The organism is Halosimplex rubrum (assembly GCF_013415885.1).
In the GTDB taxonomy this organism is placed as follows: domain Archaea; phylum Halobacteriota; class Halobacteria; order Halobacteriales; family Haloarculaceae; genus Halosimplex; species Halosimplex rubrum.
On the sequence record NZ_CP058910.1, the window covers coordinates 68,476 to 84,933 of the forward strand.

General features: G+C 69.2%; 13 protein-coding genes. 6 read left to right on the top strand and 7 right to left on the bottom strand.

All coding sequences use genetic code 11. The annotated features are described in order from the left end of the window. Position 1: 1 nt before the first annotated feature. Positions 2-655 (bottom strand): HVO_0476 family zinc finger protein, encoded by a 654-nt coding sequence (locus tag HZS55_RS00405; RefSeq protein ID WP_179909798.1) that lies wholly within the window; start codon positions 653-655, stop codon positions 2-4. A gap of 163 nt (positions 656-818) precedes the next feature. On the opposite strand from HZS55_RS00405, the gene HZS55_RS00410 reads away from it, so the two are divergent. Beyond that, positions 819-1,820, top strand: coding sequence for a CPBP family intramembrane glutamic endopeptidase (locus HZS55_RS00410; RefSeq protein ID WP_179909799.1), 1,002 nt, complete (start codon positions 819-821; stop codon positions 1,818-1,820). 451 nt (positions 1,821-2,271) lie between these two features. Continuing rightward, positions 2,272-3,804: an FG-GAP repeat protein gene (locus HZS55_RS00415; RefSeq protein WP_179909800.1), complete on the top strand. Its 1,533-nt coding sequence runs from the start codon at positions 2,272-2,274 to the stop codon at positions 3,802-3,804. Position 3,805: 1 nt separating this feature from the next. On the opposite strand, the gene HZS55_RS00420 is transcribed toward HZS55_RS00415, so the two are convergent. The 3 genes from HZS55_RS00420 to HZS55_RS00430 form a co-directional block, all read right to left on the bottom strand. After that, a complete protein-coding gene (locus HZS55_RS00420; RefSeq protein WP_179909801.1) occupies positions 3,806-4,189 on the bottom strand; it encodes a methylglyoxal synthase in 384 nt (127 codons plus the stop codon). Between the two features lie 96 nt (positions 4,190-4,285). After that, positions 4,286-4,570 (bottom strand): HalOD1 output domain-containing protein, encoded by a 285-nt coding sequence (locus HZS55_RS00425; protein ID WP_179909802.1) that lies wholly within the window; start codon positions 4,568-4,570, stop codon positions 4,286-4,288. Between the two features lie 471 nt (positions 4,571-5,041). Beyond that, positions 5,042-5,611 carry a deoxyuridine 5'-triphosphate nucleotidohydrolase gene (locus HZS55_RS00430; RefSeq protein WP_281372834.1) on the bottom strand — a complete coding sequence of 190 codons (570 nt, stop codon included), beginning with the start codon at positions 5,609-5,611 and terminating at the stop codon, positions 5,042-5,044. A gap of 171 nt (positions 5,612-5,782) precedes the next feature. Between HZS55_RS00430 and HZS55_RS00435 the strand changes: the two genes are divergently transcribed. Beyond that, complete coding sequence (locus tag HZS55_RS00435; protein ID WP_179909804.1) at positions 5,783-7,759, top strand: aconitate hydratase; 1,977 nt, start codon at positions 5,783-5,785, stop codon at positions 7,757-7,759. A 307-nt stretch (positions 7,760-8,066) separates the two neighbouring features. After that, complete coding sequence (gene rimI / locus HZS55_RS00440; RefSeq protein ID WP_179909805.1) at positions 8,067-8,585, top strand: ribosomal protein S18-alanine N-acetyltransferase; 519 nt, start codon at positions 8,067-8,069, stop codon at positions 8,583-8,585. Between the two features lie 18 nt (positions 8,586-8,603). On the opposite strand, the gene HZS55_RS00445 is transcribed toward rimI, so the two are convergent. The 3 genes from HZS55_RS00445 to ileS form a co-directional block, all read right to left on the bottom strand. Further along, positions 8,604-8,888, bottom strand: a complete 285-nt coding sequence (locus HZS55_RS00445) for a hypothetical protein (protein ID WP_179909806.1) — start codon at positions 8,886-8,888, stop codon at positions 8,604-8,606. A gap of 495 nt (positions 8,889-9,383) precedes the next feature. Further along, positions 9,384-10,628: an MFS transporter gene (locus HZS55_RS00450; RefSeq protein ID WP_179909807.1), complete on the bottom strand. Its 1,245-nt coding sequence runs from the start codon at positions 10,626-10,628 to the stop codon at positions 9,384-9,386. 203 nt (positions 10,629-10,831) lie between these two features. Continuing rightward, the gene (gene ileS, locus HZS55_RS00455) at positions 10,832-14,101 is read right to left on the bottom strand and encodes an isoleucine--tRNA ligase (RefSeq protein WP_179909808.1); all 3,270 of its coding nucleotides are present in this window, start codon (positions 14,099-14,101) and stop codon (positions 10,832-10,834) included. Between the two features lie 116 nt (positions 14,102-14,217). Between ileS and HZS55_RS00460 the strand changes: the two genes are divergently transcribed. Continuing rightward, on the top strand, positions 14,218-15,501 hold the full coding sequence (locus HZS55_RS00460) for a TIGR00341 family protein (RefSeq protein WP_179909809.1): 1,284 nt from the start codon (positions 14,218-14,220) through the stop codon (positions 15,499-15,501). 136 nt (positions 15,502-15,637) lie between these two features. Then, on the top strand, positions 15,638-16,393 hold the full coding sequence (locus HZS55_RS00465; RefSeq protein WP_179909810.1) for an SIMPL domain-containing protein: 756 nt from the start codon (positions 15,638-15,640) through the stop codon (positions 16,391-16,393). Positions 16,394-16,458: the final 65 nt, after the last annotated feature.

The window sequence follows — 16,458 nt, forward strand, 5'->3', positions numbered from 1 at the left end:
GCTACCACGCCGACCAGGCCGACGAGGACTCGTCGCGGGCGTACAGCCGGTTGATGTCCTTCGCGAACGCGCTGTCGCCGTCGAAGTCGAGCTTGTCGTACTCGTATCCGACGGCGTCGTCGCGGATGTGGATGCCCTCGACGGTGAACTCCTCGCCGCCGAGTTCGTCGGTCTCGCCGACGACGAACTCGTAGTCGCCGGGCACCTGGACGGTCATCGACTCCGTCTCGTCGTGCGTGCCGTCCTTGGGATGCAGGGTCAGGTTGACGCTGACGTTGCCGACCGCGCGGGTCCAGATGGTCCCGACCTCCTCGGCGGTCGTCTCCTCGACGCGCCGTTCGCCGTCGAGTTCGAGGCTGGTGATCCGGGCGGTCACGATCGCCTCCTCGGTGTCGAGGAGGAACTCCTCGCCGACGGCCAGTTGCTCGCCCTCGGGCACGTCGGCGGTCGCGGTGAAGGACTCGCCGTCCTGTGAGACGACCACGTCGCGTTCGTACTCGGTCGTCGACTCCAGTTGCTGCTTGTGGGTGTGGCCACAGTCGGTACAGCGGATCGTGGCGTGGCCGCCGCCGGTCGTGAGCACCTCGTGAACCGTCTCCAGCGAGGGCGAACACGACGGACAGGCGACGGCGACCCGCTCTGCGGACTCGGTCATACCTCCGTGTTGCCCCCCAGCGCGTAAAAGTCCGCTGAGTCGGCTCCCAGCAGCCCCGTGTCCGGATCCACCGTCGGCCCGGTCGAGGAAGGGAGCGTATTCGCCCTCGGCGATCCCGATACGGGGCGAATATTCACGGTGCCACGGATCGAACGAACGCGGCATGGTAACCGAATCGGGGGATCCGAGCGACGAGTGGCCGAGCGGGCTCGGGGACGGGGGACGACTGCAGCGACGCCGGGTCGGCGTCTTCCTCGGCGTCGCGTTCGGCGTCTCGTGGGCGACCGCCGCCGTCATCTACGCGTTGGGAGGTATCGGCGCCGGACCGACGCTGGCGCTCGGGATCCCGCTGTGGCTGGTCCTGCTCGCCGGCCCGTACATGTGGGGGCCGGCCGTCGCCCACCTGGCGACGCGGTGGCTCACCGACGAGGGATTCGACCGCGACGAGATGCTCCTGCGCGTGCGGACGCGCCCGCTCCCCTGGCTGCTGGGCTGGGTCGGCCCGCTGGTGCTGATCTTCGCCGGCGCGGCCCTGTACTTCCTCGTCTTTCCGGGTCGGTTCGGTGGGATGGGGGCGGTCGCGGACCTGCTGGCGACGCTGGAGGAACAGACGGGACAGGCGATCCCGCTGTCGCCGACGGCGTTTCTCGCGGTGCAGATCGTCCAGGCGCTCGTGGCCGCGCCGCTGCTGAACGGCGTCGCCACCTTCGGCGAGGAGTTCGGGTGGCGCGGCTACCTGCTGCCGAAGCTCGCGCCGCTGGGCTGGCGGCGGGCGCTCCTCGTCCACGGTGTCGTCTGGGGCGTCTGGCACTGGCCGGTCATCGCGATGGGGCACAACTACGGGCTGGCCTACACCGCCGCGCCGTGGCTCGGCCTGGCCGCCATGACCGTCGCGACCGTCGGACTCGGCGTGTTCCTCGGCTGGGTCACGCTCCGGAGTGGGAGCGTCTTCCCCGCCGTCGTCGGCCACGCGATGATAAACGGGAGCGCCGGTCTCGCGACGCTGTTCGCAACCGCCGTGCCGAACCGCGTGTTCGGCCCGACGCCCGTGGGCCTGATCGGCGTCGTCCCGTGGTTCGCCGTCGCCGTCGTCCTGTTCGTCCGGACCGACTGGCTCTATCCCGGCGAGTCGGGACGGGCGAACTCCGGGGCGGAAAGCGTCTGAAAGCGATCCGCTCGACCGACGGTATCGTAGAATTTGAAAGACATCGCCCGGATGACCGCACGCGGTCGTGCGGTCGACCGTGCAAACGCTTTCAAATTCTCCGATAGTTCGATCGGTTCGCCGTCGGCGGAGACACGGTCCGGTGGCACTCCCGTCGAGGTGGACCGGTGCCGTGGTGTCGCCGCCGAACCGGCGGTCCGCGGCGGCGGCCGGTAGGTACAACGGCTGTTTGAGTCTCGCGAAGGGGTTTATGAAGGGGGGTCGTACGACAGCACGCCTTCCGAACCCACCCCTTCCCGCTGTCGGCCCTCCACTCGCATCCCGTCCCCGTCTTCGCCCGCGGCCCCCACCCGGACCCGACCCGACCCCGTCGATCGCCGACTGTCTCGATGGCTGCTCGCGACCGCATCGGTTCCTGATGTTTTAGTGACCGGAGCGCGACCGCCGAGGTATGCGAGACCGCCGAGCCCTCCTCCGGCAGCTGGCTGCCGGGTCCGTCCTCCCGCTGGTCGGGTGCAGTCTCGGTCCCACCGAGGACGGAGTGGACGCCACGCCCGACGAACCGACCGCGAGCGACGCCCGAACCCCCTCCCGGACGCCGACCGCCACGCTCACGCCGACGATGCCGTCCGACACTCCGACGCCGACGCCCACCGCAACCCCGACGGCGACACCCACCGCAACCCCGACGCCGACGCCCACCGCAACCCCGACGCCGGAGCCGACGCCGACGCCACGGCTCGGCGAGCAGGTGGGGGAGTTCACCGGCGCCGACGCCGAGCAGTACGACGAGTTCGGGGCGGCGCTCGCGGCGGCCGACGACACCCTCCTCGTCGCGGCGCCGGGCGACGACACCTCCGCCTCCGAGTCGGCGGATGGGTCGGCGCTGGCGATCGGCTCGGCGTACGTCTTCGAGCGCGCGGACGGCGCGTGGACCCAGCGAACGAGACTCGTCGCCGACGCCGCCGCGCTCCCGTTCGATTACCGGTTCGCCGCCGACGTCGCCTTCGACGGGACGACGGCGGTCGTCGGCGCGCTGGAACTGGTCGGTCCGCACAGGATCCCGAAGGGGGGAGCGTTCGTCTTCGAGACGGTCGACGGCGAGTGGGAGCGGACGGCGACGCTCCGGGCCGACCGGGCGGGCGAGGACATCTACGACGGGTTCGGGCAGTCGGTCGCGCTCGACGGCGACACCGTCCTCGTCGGCGCGAACTGGGCCGACGACGACGCCGACGAGACGCCCGGGGCGACGTACGTCTTCACCCGTGGGGGAGGTTCGGACGCGAGCGAGAGCGGCGACGGAGCGACGGACGCGGACCGGTCGGTCGAGTGGACCCAGAGCGCGCGCCTCGTCCCCGAGGATGCAGTCAACAACAGCGACGTGGGCCGGGCGGTCGCACTCGAAGGCGACACCGCAGTGCTCGGTGCCCCCAACTACCAGACCCCCGACGGCGACAATATCGGGAAGGCATACGCGTACGAACGGAGCGGCGGCGAGTGGACCCATCGCGCGACGCTGACGCCGGCCGCCGACCACGACCACGAGGACTACGTCGGGAGTTCGGTCGCGCTCGACGGCGACCGGGTGCTGGTCGCCGCCTGGGGCGACGACGACCCGAACGGGTTCTACGCGGGGGCGGCGTACGTCTTCGAGCGGACTGACGGCGACTGGGAACTGGACGGGAAACTGGCCGCCGAGGACGGCGACCGGAAAGACGTGTTCGGCAGCGACGTGGCGCTGGCGGGCGATCACGCCCTGATCGGTGCCGAGCACGACCGCGCGGAGGCCGGGTCGGCGTACCTGTTCGACCGGTCCGAGGGCGAGTGGCGCCAGACGGCGAAACTCCTGCCGGACGACCACGACTCCTTCGACCTGTTCGGTACCTCTGTCGCGCTCTCGGGCTCCCAGGCCCTCGTCGGCGCCATCCACGAGGCGAGCGAGACGGCCGATCAGGTGGGTGCCGTGTCGGTCTTCTCGGTGTAGCTCAATCGCCCTCGATGTCGGCCGCCAGCCCGTCGAGGACGTACTCCGCGGTGGTCCGGGTCGTCGCCAGCGGCGTGTCGTGTACGTCGCAGATACGCAGGAGCGCGCTGATGTCCGGCTCGTGGGGCTGGGCGGTCAACGGGTCCCGGAGGAAGACGATCCCGTCGAGGCGGTCCTCGGCGACCTCGGCGGCGATCTGTGCGTCGCCGCCGATCGGTCCCGACTCCTTGCGTTCGACCGTCAGCCCCGTCTCCTCGGCGACTCGCTTGCCCGTCGTGCCGGTCCCGACCAGATCGAACGTCGAGAGCAGCGACTCGTAGCTCTCCGCGAGGTCGATCATCTCGGGCTTCTCGTCGTCGTGGGCGATGAGCGCCAGGCGCGTCATACCGACCGGTTCGCGCCCCGGGCGGTTAGGCCTGTCCCGCCGCTATCGACTCGGTCGAGTCGGACTCGGGTCGGCGGTCGGCTCGCTCCCGGCCGCTCACTCGGGGTCGACGGTGACGTGGCCGCCGCCGTCGATCGCGACCTCGTGGTCCTCGACCGCGAAGGTCAGCGACTCGTCCTCGCCGTCGCCGTCGAGCAGCGTCGCGATCTCGTCGAGGTCGACGTAGGACTCGGCGTCGTCTATCTCGTCGGGTTCGAGGTCCGTCGCGTCCGCCACGGCCGCCCGTACGGCCTCGTCGATCGGTCGTGGACTGACCCACCCGTCGCTCTCGTCCTCGCCCTCCCCTGGGGCGAGTACGTACAGATCCTCACTGGCTGGCATACCCCGTACGTCACCGTAGCGGTATATAGTACTACGACTGCGATTTCAGGCTCTGAAAGAACTGCCCCGCCGCGTCCGGCGACTCAGAGCGAGGACGCGCCCGTCGTCGGGGGCGTTTCCCACGTCCCGCTTCGGGGATCCGCGCCGTCCGTACCGGGACTGGACGGCCCTCTCGCGGACCGAGGAGTCACGGGCGAACGGGAGGGTCCGAGAGAAATCGGGGAATACCCCGATACGCCGGTGTTGGAGGCGTCGTCCGGAAGTTGGATGTCAGAGGCACGGTCCGGTTGGCTCCCCCCAACACCGTTCGTACCATTCTCCACAGCCTCGATTAATCTTTCGGCATGGTAGAACAAGCACGGTTAAATGCCGGACGGCGCCGACCGCCGTCGGTCGACGGTCTCGGAGCGGCGGCGAACGCCGGACTGCCGCCGGGTTCGACCCGGGCCGCACCGGTGAGGTCGGCCGAGCCTACTCGATGCCTTCGCGCTGATAGCTGCCGTCGTAGGTGTCGGCGTGGTTCGCCTCTGCGAGGACCAGCTGCGCGATCCGGGCGCCGGCTTCGAGTTCGACCGGGTGGTACACCTCCAGCAACCCCTCGCCGCGGCCCTCGTAGCCGGCGTCCCAGACGGCGGTGTCGAGCATGCAGGAGTTGCGCAGCAGCGACGACCGAGGGTAGAGGAAGCCGACGTGACCCTCCGGGATCCGGACGGTGTCGGCGTAGCCGGCGACGTAGCCGCCGGGGTCCAGCCGGTAGACCGCCGTCCCCTCGTCGCCGTCCCCGCCCTCGTCGGGGTCGAGTTCGCGGCGCTCGCCGACGGTCTTGCCGTCGGTCCCGATCCGGCCCGGCTCGACCTGTTCGTAGACGGCGCCGAGCCGCAGGTCGACGCCGTTGGGCTGTACCTGCTCGTCGTCCACGTCGCCGAGGGCGTCGGCGACGAACCGCCCGCTCCTGAACATACCGGCCGTGGACTCCTCGCGCGCATAGCCGTTTCGCTCCGGGTGGCGCCCGCCGCCGGGCGGTCCCGACGGCCGGACCACGCGACCGAGCGATGTCGATACCGTTCACCGAAGCCGAACGCCCGACGGCGACGTTAGTCGTGATAGCGAACGACGATGGTCGAAATCGCAAGACGGCGAAGCCGTGACATCTGACAACACTCGCGGCGACTCGCGGGTTTTATATCCGCTCGTGTGCCATTGTGGGACGTTATGGGACAGACACTCACCGAAAAGATCCTCGACGACCACCTCGTCGAAGGCGAACTCGAGCCCGGCGAGGAGATCGGGATCGAGATCGATCAGGTCCTCACACAGGACACCACGGGAACGCTCGTCTGGCTGCAGTTCGACGCGCTCGATCTGGACAACGTCCAGACCGAGGTCGCCGCGCAGTACTGCGACCACCAGACGTACCAGTTCGACTTCAAGAACACGGACGACCACCGCTTCCTGCGTTCGGCGGCGGGTAAGTTCGGCGCGCACTTCTCGCGGCCGGGCAACGGTATCTGCCACAACGTCCACAAGGAGAACTTCGCCGCGCCGGGCAAGACGATGCTCGGTTCGGACAGCCACACGCCGACCCCCGGCGGCATGGGCGAACTCGCCATCGGCGCCGGCGGCCTCGACGTCGCCGTCGCGATGGGCGGGGGCGCCTACTACATCGACATGCCGGAAGTCGTCAACGTCCGTCTGGAGGGCGAACTGCCCGAGTGGGCCACCGCCAAGGACGTCATCCTCGAGTTGCTCCGTCGCCTCTCGGTCAAGGGCGGCGTCGGCAAGATCTTCGAGTACACCGGCCCCGGCGTCGAGACCCTCTCCGTGCCCGAGCGCACGACCATCACGAACATGGGTACCGAGCTCGGCGCCACCTCCTCGATCTTCCCGACCGACGAGAAGACCGAGGAGTACCTCGAAGCGGTCGGTCGCCCCGAGGACTACGAGGCGGTCGCGCCCGACGAGGACGCCGAGTACCACGACGAGATCGTGGTCGACCTCTCCGACCTGGAACCGCTCATCGCCGAGCCGTCGATGCCCGACAACGTCGTGCCCGTCAGCGAGGTCGAAGGCACCGACGTCGACCAGGTCATGGTCGGCTCCTGTACGAACGGCGCCTACGAGGACATCCTCCCGGCCGCGAAGATGCTGGAGGACCGCGAGATCAACAAGACGACCGAGATGATCGTCGCGCCCGGCTCCAAGCAGGCTTCGGAGATGCTGGCCCGCGAGGGCTGGACCGCGGAGATGATGGCCGCCGGCGTCAACTTCTCCGAGGCGACCTGCGGCGCGTGTATCGGCAACGGTCACGTGCCCGCCTCCGATTCGGTCTCGCTGCGCACCTTCAACCGCAACTTCGAGGGTCGCTCCGGTATCGAGGACGACTCCGTCTACCTCTGCTCGCCGGAGGTCGCCACGGCGGCCGCCCTCAAGGGCGAGATCGTCGACCCGCGAGACCTCGCCGACGAGATGGGCGATCTGGAGGACCCCGGCTTCGAGCTCGGCGACAACTACGTCGGCGTCAGCAGTTCCGACCTCATCACGCCCGACGAGGCCGTCGACGACGAGCTCATCAAGGGCCCCAACATCGGCGACGTGCCGCTGAAGGACCCGCTCCCGGCCGACCTGGCCGGCGACGTGCTGCTGAAGATGCCCGACAACATCACGACCGACCACATCAGTCCCGCCAACGCGGACGTGCTGATGTACCGGTCGAACATCCCGAAGCTGTCGGAGTTCACGCTCACCCGCGTCGACGAGACGTTCCCCGAGCGCGCGCTCGAGAACGACGGCGGGCTCCTGCTCGCCGGTGAGAACTACGGTCAGGGCTCCTCCCGCGAGCACGCCGCGCTGTGTCCGATGTACCTCGGCATCGACGCCGTCCTCGCACAGAGCTTCGCCCGCATCCACAAGGCGAACCTCTTCAACTTCGGCATCGTGCCGCTGACGATCGACGAGGACACCTACGAGGACATCGATCAGGGCGACTCCGTCGAGATCGTCGACGACGTCGCCGAGGCCGTCCGCTCCGGTCAGGAGGAGTTCACCATCCGCGTCGACGACGACTGGGAGGCCACCGCCAACCTCGACGCCTCCGAGCGCGAACGCGAGATCCTCGCCGACGGCGGCAAGCTCACGCACGTCAAACAGCAGTACGAGTCCGACGACGGCGCCGCGACCGCCGACGACTGACCGGCTCGACACACCTCGAATTTTTTCGCGCGCCGTCCGGCGAGCGGTGGCGCTGCTCAACCGTCGAACCGCGGAAACGGAAAGAGAGTGGGTGGGGTGGGGAGGGTGGGGTGGCACCCATTTCGGGTGCGTTCCGTGCTGGGTGGGTGGCCGTTAAGAATTTTCCGGTCGTACCGGGGTCACGTGGTTTTTCGTGATGGACCGGTCGACGTCGGGTCGGCCACGTCCACCCCGCGTGCCGTCCCGTCCGTCCGGGATTCGCCCGCCGGCAGTAAACATTTGTAGGGTCACGACCTATCCCGCGACAGTGACGACCGTCCCAGCGGACGAGGAGTCGGGCTCGGACGTACACGTCCGCGAGGCCGAGCGGGCGGACCTGCTCGCCGTGTTCCACATCGAGCAGGAGGCGTTCCCCCAGCCGTGGCCCTTCTCGGCGTTCGAGCGGTTCCTCGACGAGCCGGGCTTTCTGGTCGCGCAGGTCCGCGACAACGCCGACTCCAGAGAGACGGCGACGGTCGGCGACGACGGCCGCGTCGTCGGCTACGTCGTCGCCGACGTGGTCCCCAACCACGGCGAATCCCTGGGTCACATCAAGGACATCGCCGTCGCCGAGGAGTGTCGCGGCCGGGGCGTCGGCCGCCGACTGCTCCAGCAGGCACTGACGGTCCTCGCGACCGAGAACGTCGGCTCGGTGAAACTCGAGGTCCGCGAGTCCAACGAGACCGCCAAACGGCTCTACCGCGGGTTCGGCTTCGAACACCACGGGACGCTCCCGCGGTACTACTCCAACGGCGAGGACGCCCTCGTGATGGTCCGGGAGTTCTGAACGGCGGGCGGCGCGGTGCTACTGTCCGTCGTCGTTCCGCAATTCCTCCGCGATCGCCTGCAGATCGGCTTTCCTGAAGCTGTCGCCGCTGCCCTCGCTCCCGCCGTCGAGCCCGTCGACCGCCGTGCGGATTGCGGTGCGCATCGCCGGTTTCGAGGGGCGACCGCCCGCGTCGACGTCTGCGTCGACGCCGTCGCAGATGGCCGCGAGCGCTTCTTTCGTGAACGAACTCGACACCTCGCGCTCGAACCGGCCGACCGAGACGCGGATCTCGTTGCGGAGCGCGTGGACTGTCGGTGACATGCTTCCCCAGTCGTCGGGGTCCGTGGTGTCTGTTGCGGTCGATGGACTGGAGTTGGTGGCTCGTGTGTCATGACTTCCGACGGTAGAGCCGCGACCGCAACGAGGCGCGCAACCGCGACGGGACTCCCGACCGGAAACAGCGTGAAATCCCCGACGCGTTCGACTCGGGAGGCTCGTTGCGCTCCTCGGTCGTTTCACTCCCTGCGGTGCTTACGTCGCCTGCCTTCGTCGAACGCGTCGCCCCTTTCATTCCCATCCGCACAGACGGATCACCAGCCGAAACCGGTGGGACTGAAAGGGGCCGACCGCTCGTCGCCGCCCCGACGAAGTAAGCACTGGAGCGAGCGTAGCGAGCGAAGTGCGCAACGAGTCGCGGCGGTACGAGCGGTCGGGGGCTTTCACGCTGTTTGCGGCGCCGATCGAGTCCGCTGTCGCGGTGACGGGCGCGCCGTTCCCCGTCTCAGAGTCGATTCAATTGCTACGTCAGACACGAACTCACCACGCAGCGAGCGCGTCGCGGCCGTGGTTGTACGAGAGAATTCCCAGAAACGCGAACACGCCGGTGAAGGCGAAGGCGCCGCCGAGGAAAAAGACCCAGTCGATGCCGACGTTGCTCGTCATCCAGCCGCCGACCAGCGGCGCGAGGACGGAGCCGGGCCGCCACACGAGGTCGCGGACGCCGAAACTGGAGGCGACGCCCTTGCCCTTGCCCTCGTCGGCGAACAGCGCCATGCTTGCGGGCTCGCGGATGGAGTCGGCGACGCCGAGCAGGGCGTTCAACGCGACGAGCGGGAGGAACGCCGCCGAGAGCGTCCCGAGGAACGGGAAGGTCGCGGGGAGCGCGAGCGCCTCGCCGATGGCGGGGGTGAACGGGACGATCACGGCGACGGTGCCGTAGAAGAGGCCGCCGATGAAGACGAAGCGGGCGCGGCCGAAGCGGTCGGAGAGCCCCCCCATGTAGGGTTGGCAGAGCATGTTGGTGAACTTCTCGGCGGCGAGGATGACGGAGACGGCGGTCGCGGCCTCGAATCCGAGGCCGCCGCGGGCGGCCTCCAGCCCCGCGTAGATGGGGACCCAGGTCCGGACGAGCGTCACCGCGACGGCGTACTGGGCGCGGAAGCTCGTCATCGTCAGGATGCGCTTGTTCAGCGCGAGATCGGTAAACGGGAAGCCGTGGACCCTGGTGTCGTCGGGCTCGACCCACAGCCAGACGACGACGAACGCCGCCGCGGCGATGACCATCAGGAGGGCGAAGACCGCCTCGAAGCCGAAGCTGTCGTAGAGGATGCCGGCCGAGAAAGTGCCGCCGATGGCCGCGGCGAACCGCCAGGCGTTCGACGTGCCGATGGTCGTCGCCCGCTCGGACTCCCTGGCCAGGTCGCCGACGAGCGCCAGCGCGATGAGCCCCGCCGCGGTCGCGGCGATGCCCTGGACCGCCCGGACGGCGATGAACTGCCAGCTCGTGCCGACGAACGCGAACCCGGCGTAGACGAACACGGAGAGGCCGAGGCCGCCGAGCAACACGGTGCGTTTGTCGTAGCGGTCGCCCGCCCACGAGATGGGGATAATACCGACCGCCTGGGCGAAGGTGAGTCCCGTAGCGAACAGGCCGAGCACGAACCCCTCGGCGCCGAGTTGGTTGATGAACGTCGGCAACAGCGTCAGGAGCGTCACCAGCCCGAACGAACTCGCGAAGCGCGTGAAGTAGAGCGCGCGCAACTGCTTCCCGGTGTCTGTCACTGCTCGGGCGTCTGCGATACGTGCCAAAAGCGGTTACGATAGTCGAAGGATTCGCTTCGATCTGGCCGGTTACGGCACCGGTGGGCGACGACCGCCCGCCTCACTCGGTGATCTCCCACCCGAGTCGCTCGCGGACGCGGCGGTCGCCGGCGACGAGACCGCCGAGACCGAGCAGGACGAGGAACGCCGCCGGCGCGAGGCGGTCAGTCCGACGCTTCGGCTGCCGCCAGGGCCTCGATGGCGATCTCGACGTCGATCCCCTCGACCTCCCAGGTCTTGCGGTGGCCGTCGGCCACGTCGCCGACCTCGGTCGCGCGCACCTCGTCGGCGATCAGGTCGGCGTGGTCGGCCACGAGGTCGGCCACGCGGTCGTCCTGCACGTCGTACTCCAGCCGGATGGACTCCTCCATGTCCAGGTCGAGTTCCTTGCGCATCTCCTGGACGCGGCGGACGACCTCGCGGGCGTAGCCCTCGCTCTCGATGTCCTCCGTCAGGGTGGTGTCGACGTAGACGACGCCCTCGCTATCCAGCGCATCGAACTCGGCGCCGGCGACGCCGTCGGGCGTGTGGCGGACGAACTCGACCATCTCCGCGTCGAGGTCGACGGGCTCCCCGAGCGCGTCGCCGACGGCCGATTCGAGCGCCTCGACGGTCGGCTCGCCGACGCGGGCGTCGTTGAGCGCGCCCATGACGCGGCCGGCGTCGTCGCCGAACGCCGGTCCCAAGAGGCTCATGTCGGCCTCGGCGGAGTAGGCGAGTTCGCCCCACTCGCCGTCGGGACCGACGACCTCGATGTCGCGGGCGTTGAGTCGGTCGGCCAGCAGTTCTGCGCGGCGTTCGACGGTGTCGGCCACGTCGGTCGCGTCGGCCTCGTCCGTGGGATCGGCGTCGACGACGACGCGCTGGACCGGCCAGCGGAGTTTGCGCTCGGCCTGCTGGCGGGCGTTCGAGCCGGCCTCTTCGACGGCACGGACGACCTCGATATCCTGTTCCAGACCCACGTCGCGGTACTCCTCGTCGGGTTCGGGCCAGTCGCACATGTGGACCGTCGGATGACCGGCGTCGCCGGTGAGCGAGCCGTAGACCTCCTCGGCGACGAAGGGAGTGAACGGCGCGAACAGGGCGGCGACCTCCTCGAGGACGGTGTAGAGGGTAGCGTAGGCCGCCTGCTTGCTGGGCGAATCCGCCTCGTCCCACATCCGTTCGCGGACGACCTGGATGTAGAAGCGCGACACGTCCTCGACGACGAAGTCGATCAGCGCGTTGGCGGCGCGGTCGTTCTCGAAGTCGTCCATCGCGTCGGTCATCTCTGCCTCGACGGTCTGGAGCCGGGAGAGGACCCACTCGTCGACGAGTTCGAGGTCCTCGGCCGCGTCCGCCAGGGTGGTCTCCTCGGGGTCGAAGTCGTCGGCGCGCATATAGGGGAGCGGGAACCGGGCGACGTTCCAGAGGATGTTGAGCCGGCGCTGCATCTCCTGGGTCTCGTCCCACGAGAAGTTCATGTCTTCGCCCTGGGCGGTCACCGACAGGAGGAACAGGCGCATCGGGTCGACGCCGTACTCGTCGATGACCTCGTGGGGGTCGACGAGGATGCCCTTGGACTTGGACATGCCGCGGCCGTCCGGCATGTTGGCGTAGCCGTGCATGAGCACCTGCTTGTACGGAATCTCGCCGGTCGCGGCGGTGGACATGCCGAGCTGGGACCAGAACCACCCGCGGGTCTGGTCGTGGGCCTCCATGATGAGGTCTGCCGGCCACAGCTCGTCGAAACGGCTCTGGTCTTCGGGGTAGTTCAGCGTGCCCCACGTCGCGACCGAGGAGTCGAGCCACACGTCGAACACGTCCGGGACGCGCTCGTAGGTGACGCCGCCCTCGGTGATCGTCAGGTCGTCGACGGTGTCCTTGTGCAGGTCGACGCTCTCGGGGTCGATCTCCTGGTCGACGCGCTCGGCGAGTTCCTGCCGGTCGCCGACGACGATGGCCTGCTCCATCGTGCCGTCCCACTCGTCGCTCGGAATCCAGATGGGGATCGGGATGCCCCAGTAGCGCTGGCGGGAGACGTTCCAGTCCGGCGCGTCCTCGACGAAGTCGCGGAAGCGGTTGTCGCGGGCCCACTGGGGGTACCACTCGCTGTCCTCGATGTTTTCGAGCAGTTCGTCTTTGATGTCGGTGACCGTGATGAACCACTGGTCGGTGACGATCTGGATGATCCCGGTGTCGCAGCGCCAGCAGTGGCCGTAGCTGTGAGACGTGGTCTCCTCGGCCAGCAGCGCGCCCGCCGCGTCGAGGTCGTCCATGATCGCCCGGTCGGCGTCCTTGACGAACTCGCCGGCGTACGCACCGGCCGACTCGTCGTAGACGCCGTCGGCGCCGACCGGACAGAAGATGTCCAGCCCGAGTTCGGCCCCCCGCTCGAAGTCCTCCTCACCGTGGCCCGGCGCGGAGTGGACGAGGCCGGTGCCGTCGCCCTCGGTGTCGACGTACTCGCCGGTGTACACTTCCAGCGCGCCCTCGCCGCCGGGCGCGTCGGGCACCTCCTCGCGGAGCGGGTGCTCGTAGCTCCATCCGACCAGGTCCTCGCCGGTCAGTTCCTCGACGACCTCGTAGTCGTCGTAGCGGCCGGCCGAGAGGACGCTGTCGACCTTCGCCGCGGCGACGTAGAGCCGCTCGGTCTCGCCGTCGCGCTCGGCGTCGACGCCGACGTACTCGCCCTCGCCGTCGACGGCGACGAACGTGTTGGCGGGGATGGTCCACGGCGTCGTCGTCCAGATGACGAGACTCCCCTCGCGGTCGTCGAGGTCGAACTTGACGTAGATCGACGGGTCCTCGACATCCTCGTACTCGACCTCGTTGTTGGCGATGGCGGTCTCACAGCGCGGGCACTGGGAGATTGAGCGCTGGCCCTGCTCGACGAGGCCGCGCTCGTGGGCCTGCTCGAAGCCCCACCACGCCGCCTCCATGTACTCCGGCGAGACCGTCTTGTAGGGGTCGTCCCAGTCCATCCAGACGCCGAACGACTGGAAGTCGCTCTGGAGTCCTTCGAGCTGTTCGTCGGCGTAGGCCTTGCACTCCTCGATGAAGGCGTCCTCGCCGAACTCCTGGATGTCCTTCTTGTTCTCGAAGTCCAGGCGCTCCTCGACGCGGGTCTCGATGGGCAGACCGTGCATGTCGTAGCCCGGTCGGTCGGTCACGTCGTACCCCTGCATGCGGAGATAGCGGATGTAGCAGTCCTTCAGGGTCTTGTTCCAGGTGGTGCCCATGTGGGCGGACCCGGAGGTGTAGGGGGGGCCGTCGACGAAGAAGTAGTCCTCGCCGTCGGCGCGGTGTTCCACTGTCTGCTCGTAGGCGTCGACGGCGTCCCAGTAGTCGAACACGCGGTCCTCGACCGCGTCGGGGTCGTACTGGTCGGGCACGTCCGCGAACCGCTCGTCGCGGGCCGCGGCGCCCTCTCCGTCGGCGTCGTCCGTGCTCATATCTCGATGGACCCGCCCGACGCTCTTGGAAACTTCGATTACGCGACCGCGGACACCGGCGGGGAAGCCCGAACCGATCCCGAGCGTATTTCACCGTCCTGCCCGTTCGGTGGCACGTGCGTCTCGTCCAGATCACGATCCCGACGGGCAAGCGCGAGGCCGTCACGCGGGCGCTCGACGACGAGGACGTCGACTACATCGTCACGGACGAGACCAGCGGCCGGGAGTACGCCGCCGTCGCGTACGTCCCGCTGCCCACGAACGCCGTCGAGCCGGTGCTGGACACGCTCCGGACCGCCGGCATCGACGAGAGCACCTACACGGTCGTCCTCGACGCGGAGACGGTCGTCTCCGACGAGTTCGAGGAGCTCGAGGAGCGCTTCGCCGAGGAGGAGAACGGCGACCGCATCGCCCGCGAGGAGCTGGTCGCGGCCGCCAAGGACCTGCTGCTCTCGACGCCGGCGTACCTCCTGATGACGGTCGTCAGCGCGGTCATCGCGACCGCCGGCCTCCTGCTGAACTCCCCGGCGGTCATCGTCGGGTCGATGGTGATCGCGCCGCTGATCGGCCCGGCGATGGCCGCCAGCGTCGGGACGGTCGTCGTCGACGACGAGCTGTTCGCCCGCGGGGTCAAACTGCAGGCCGTCGGCCTCGTCGTCGCGGTCGCGAGCGCCGCCGCCTTCGCGTGGCTCGTCAAGACCGTCCACCTGATCCCCCCCTTCACCGACGTGACCGCCATCCCGCAGGTCCGCAGCCGCCTCTACCCCGACTTCCTCTCGCTGGTCGTCGCGCTCGGCGCGGGCATCGCCGGCGCGGTCTCGCTGACGGCGGGGATCTCCTCGGCGATCGTCGGCGTGATGATCGCCGTCGCGCTCATCCCGCCGGCGGCGACGGTGGGCATCGGTCTCGCGTGGGCCAAACCCGTCGTCTCGCTCGGGTCGGGCGTGCTCGTGCTGGTGAACCTCCTCTCGATCAACCTCGCCGCGCTGGTCGTCCTGCGCTACAGCGGGTACCGCCCGACCAACTGGTTCCAACTGGAGGAGGCCCGCGGCGCCACCGTCCGACGGATCGGTATCCTCGTCGTCGCGATCGTCGCGCTGTCGGTGTTCCTCGGCGGCGTCACGTACGACTCGTTCCAGGGCGCCACGACCGAGGAACGGATCCAGGAGGCGACCAACGGCGCCCTCGACGAGTCCGGGACCTCCGCCGAGGTGCTCTCGATGGAGGTCAACCGCAGCGGCGGTCCGCTGCTGCGCCACCCCGTCGGGATCACGGTGACCGTCGGCGTCGACGACCACGACCACCCGGCGCTGGCCGAGCGGATCGACCGCCGCGTCGAGCGGGCCATCGACCGAGAGGTCCGGACGCAGGTCCGGTACGTCGTCACCGACTCGGCCTGACAGCGGGTTGGCGACGGTGGGGGACGAACGCCGGCGTCGCCCGTCCGACGCGCGTCAGACGCTCGATTTCGATCCTTCAAAGACGCGTTTGAGTTTACGTGGTTGGTATTTGAGCGGGGGTCGTTGGGACGAGTGCATGAACTCACGACACACACTCGCCGGCGTGGCGGTCGTCGCCGCGCTGTTGGCGACGGCGGGCGTCGGCGCCGCGTTCGCGGCCGGTGGCTCGCCGGTCGAGGCACAGCAGTCCGCACAGGCGGACGGGAGCGACACGATCACCGTCGGCGCCTCCGGACAGGTCCAGGCCGAGGCCGACCGCGCGGTCGTCCGCGTCGGCGTCGTCGCGACGGGCGACGACATCGAGACGGTCCGGTCGCACCTGTCGACCAACGCCAGCTCGATGCGCTCGGCGCTGAACGAGATGGGCATCGAGGACGGCCAGATCCGGACGGCCCACTACGACATCTCGACGAACCGCCGCTACGGCGGCGGCCAGACCGACGAGCCGACGTACCAGGCGGTCCACGCCTTCGCCATCACGACCGACGACCCCGACAGCGTCGGTCAGGTCGTCGACACCGCCGTGACCAACGGCGCCGACGAGGTCGACGGCATCGAGTTCACCCTCTCGGCGGACAAGCGCGAGGACCTCCGTCAGGAGGCGCTCACCGAGGCGATGAACTCCGCGCGCGGCGAGGCCAGCACCATCGCCGCCGCCGAGGACCTCTCGATCAACGGCGTCGACCGCGTCTCCACCACGGAGTACAGCGCCCGACCCTACGCCGTCGAGACGGCCGCGCTCTCCGCCGGCGGCGACGCCGGCACCTCCATCGACAGCGGCCCGGTCAGCGTCAGCGCCTCCGTCACCGTCGTCTACGAGACGGGCAACTGACGCGGTCGGCCCTCACCGATCCCCCTCTGACACCCACCGCCCGACGCCCCCTCGCTGATCCCACG

What these genes read in the sequence shown, in the direction of transcription:
- HZS55_RS00405 (WP_179909798.1), bottom strand. Translation starts at nt 655, where the DNA reads ATGACCGAGTCCGCAGAGCGGGTCGCCGTCGCCTGTCCGTCGTGTTCG.
- HZS55_RS00410 (WP_179909799.1), top strand. Translation starts at nt 819, where the DNA reads ATGGTAACCGAATCGGGGGATCCGAGCGACGAGTGGCCGAGCGGGCTC.
- HZS55_RS00415 (WP_179909800.1), top strand. Translation starts at nt 2,272, where the DNA reads ATGCGAGACCGCCGAGCCCTCCTCCGGCAGCTGGCTGCCGGGTCCGTC.
- HZS55_RS00420 (WP_179909801.1), bottom strand. Translation starts at nt 4,189, where the DNA reads ATGACGCGCCTGGCGCTCATCGCCCACGACGACGAGAAGCCCGAGATG.
- HZS55_RS00425 (WP_179909802.1), bottom strand. Translation starts at nt 4,570, where the DNA reads ATGCCAGCCAGTGAGGATCTGTACGTACTCGCCCCAGGGGAGGGCGAG.
- HZS55_RS00435 (WP_179909804.1), top strand. Translation starts at nt 5,783, where the DNA reads ATGGGACAGACACTCACCGAAAAGATCCTCGACGACCACCTCGTCGAA.
- HZS55_RS00445 (WP_179909806.1), bottom strand. Translation starts at nt 8,888, where the DNA reads ATGTCACCGACAGTCCACGCGCTCCGCAACGAGATCCGCGTCTCGGTC.
- ileS (WP_179909808.1), bottom strand. Translation starts at nt 14,101, where the DNA reads ATGAGCACGGACGACGCCGACGGAGAGGGCGCCGCGGCCCGCGACGAG.
- HZS55_RS00465 (WP_179909810.1), top strand. Translation starts at nt 15,638, where the DNA reads ATGAACTCACGACACACACTCGCCGGCGTGGCGGTCGTCGCCGCGCTG.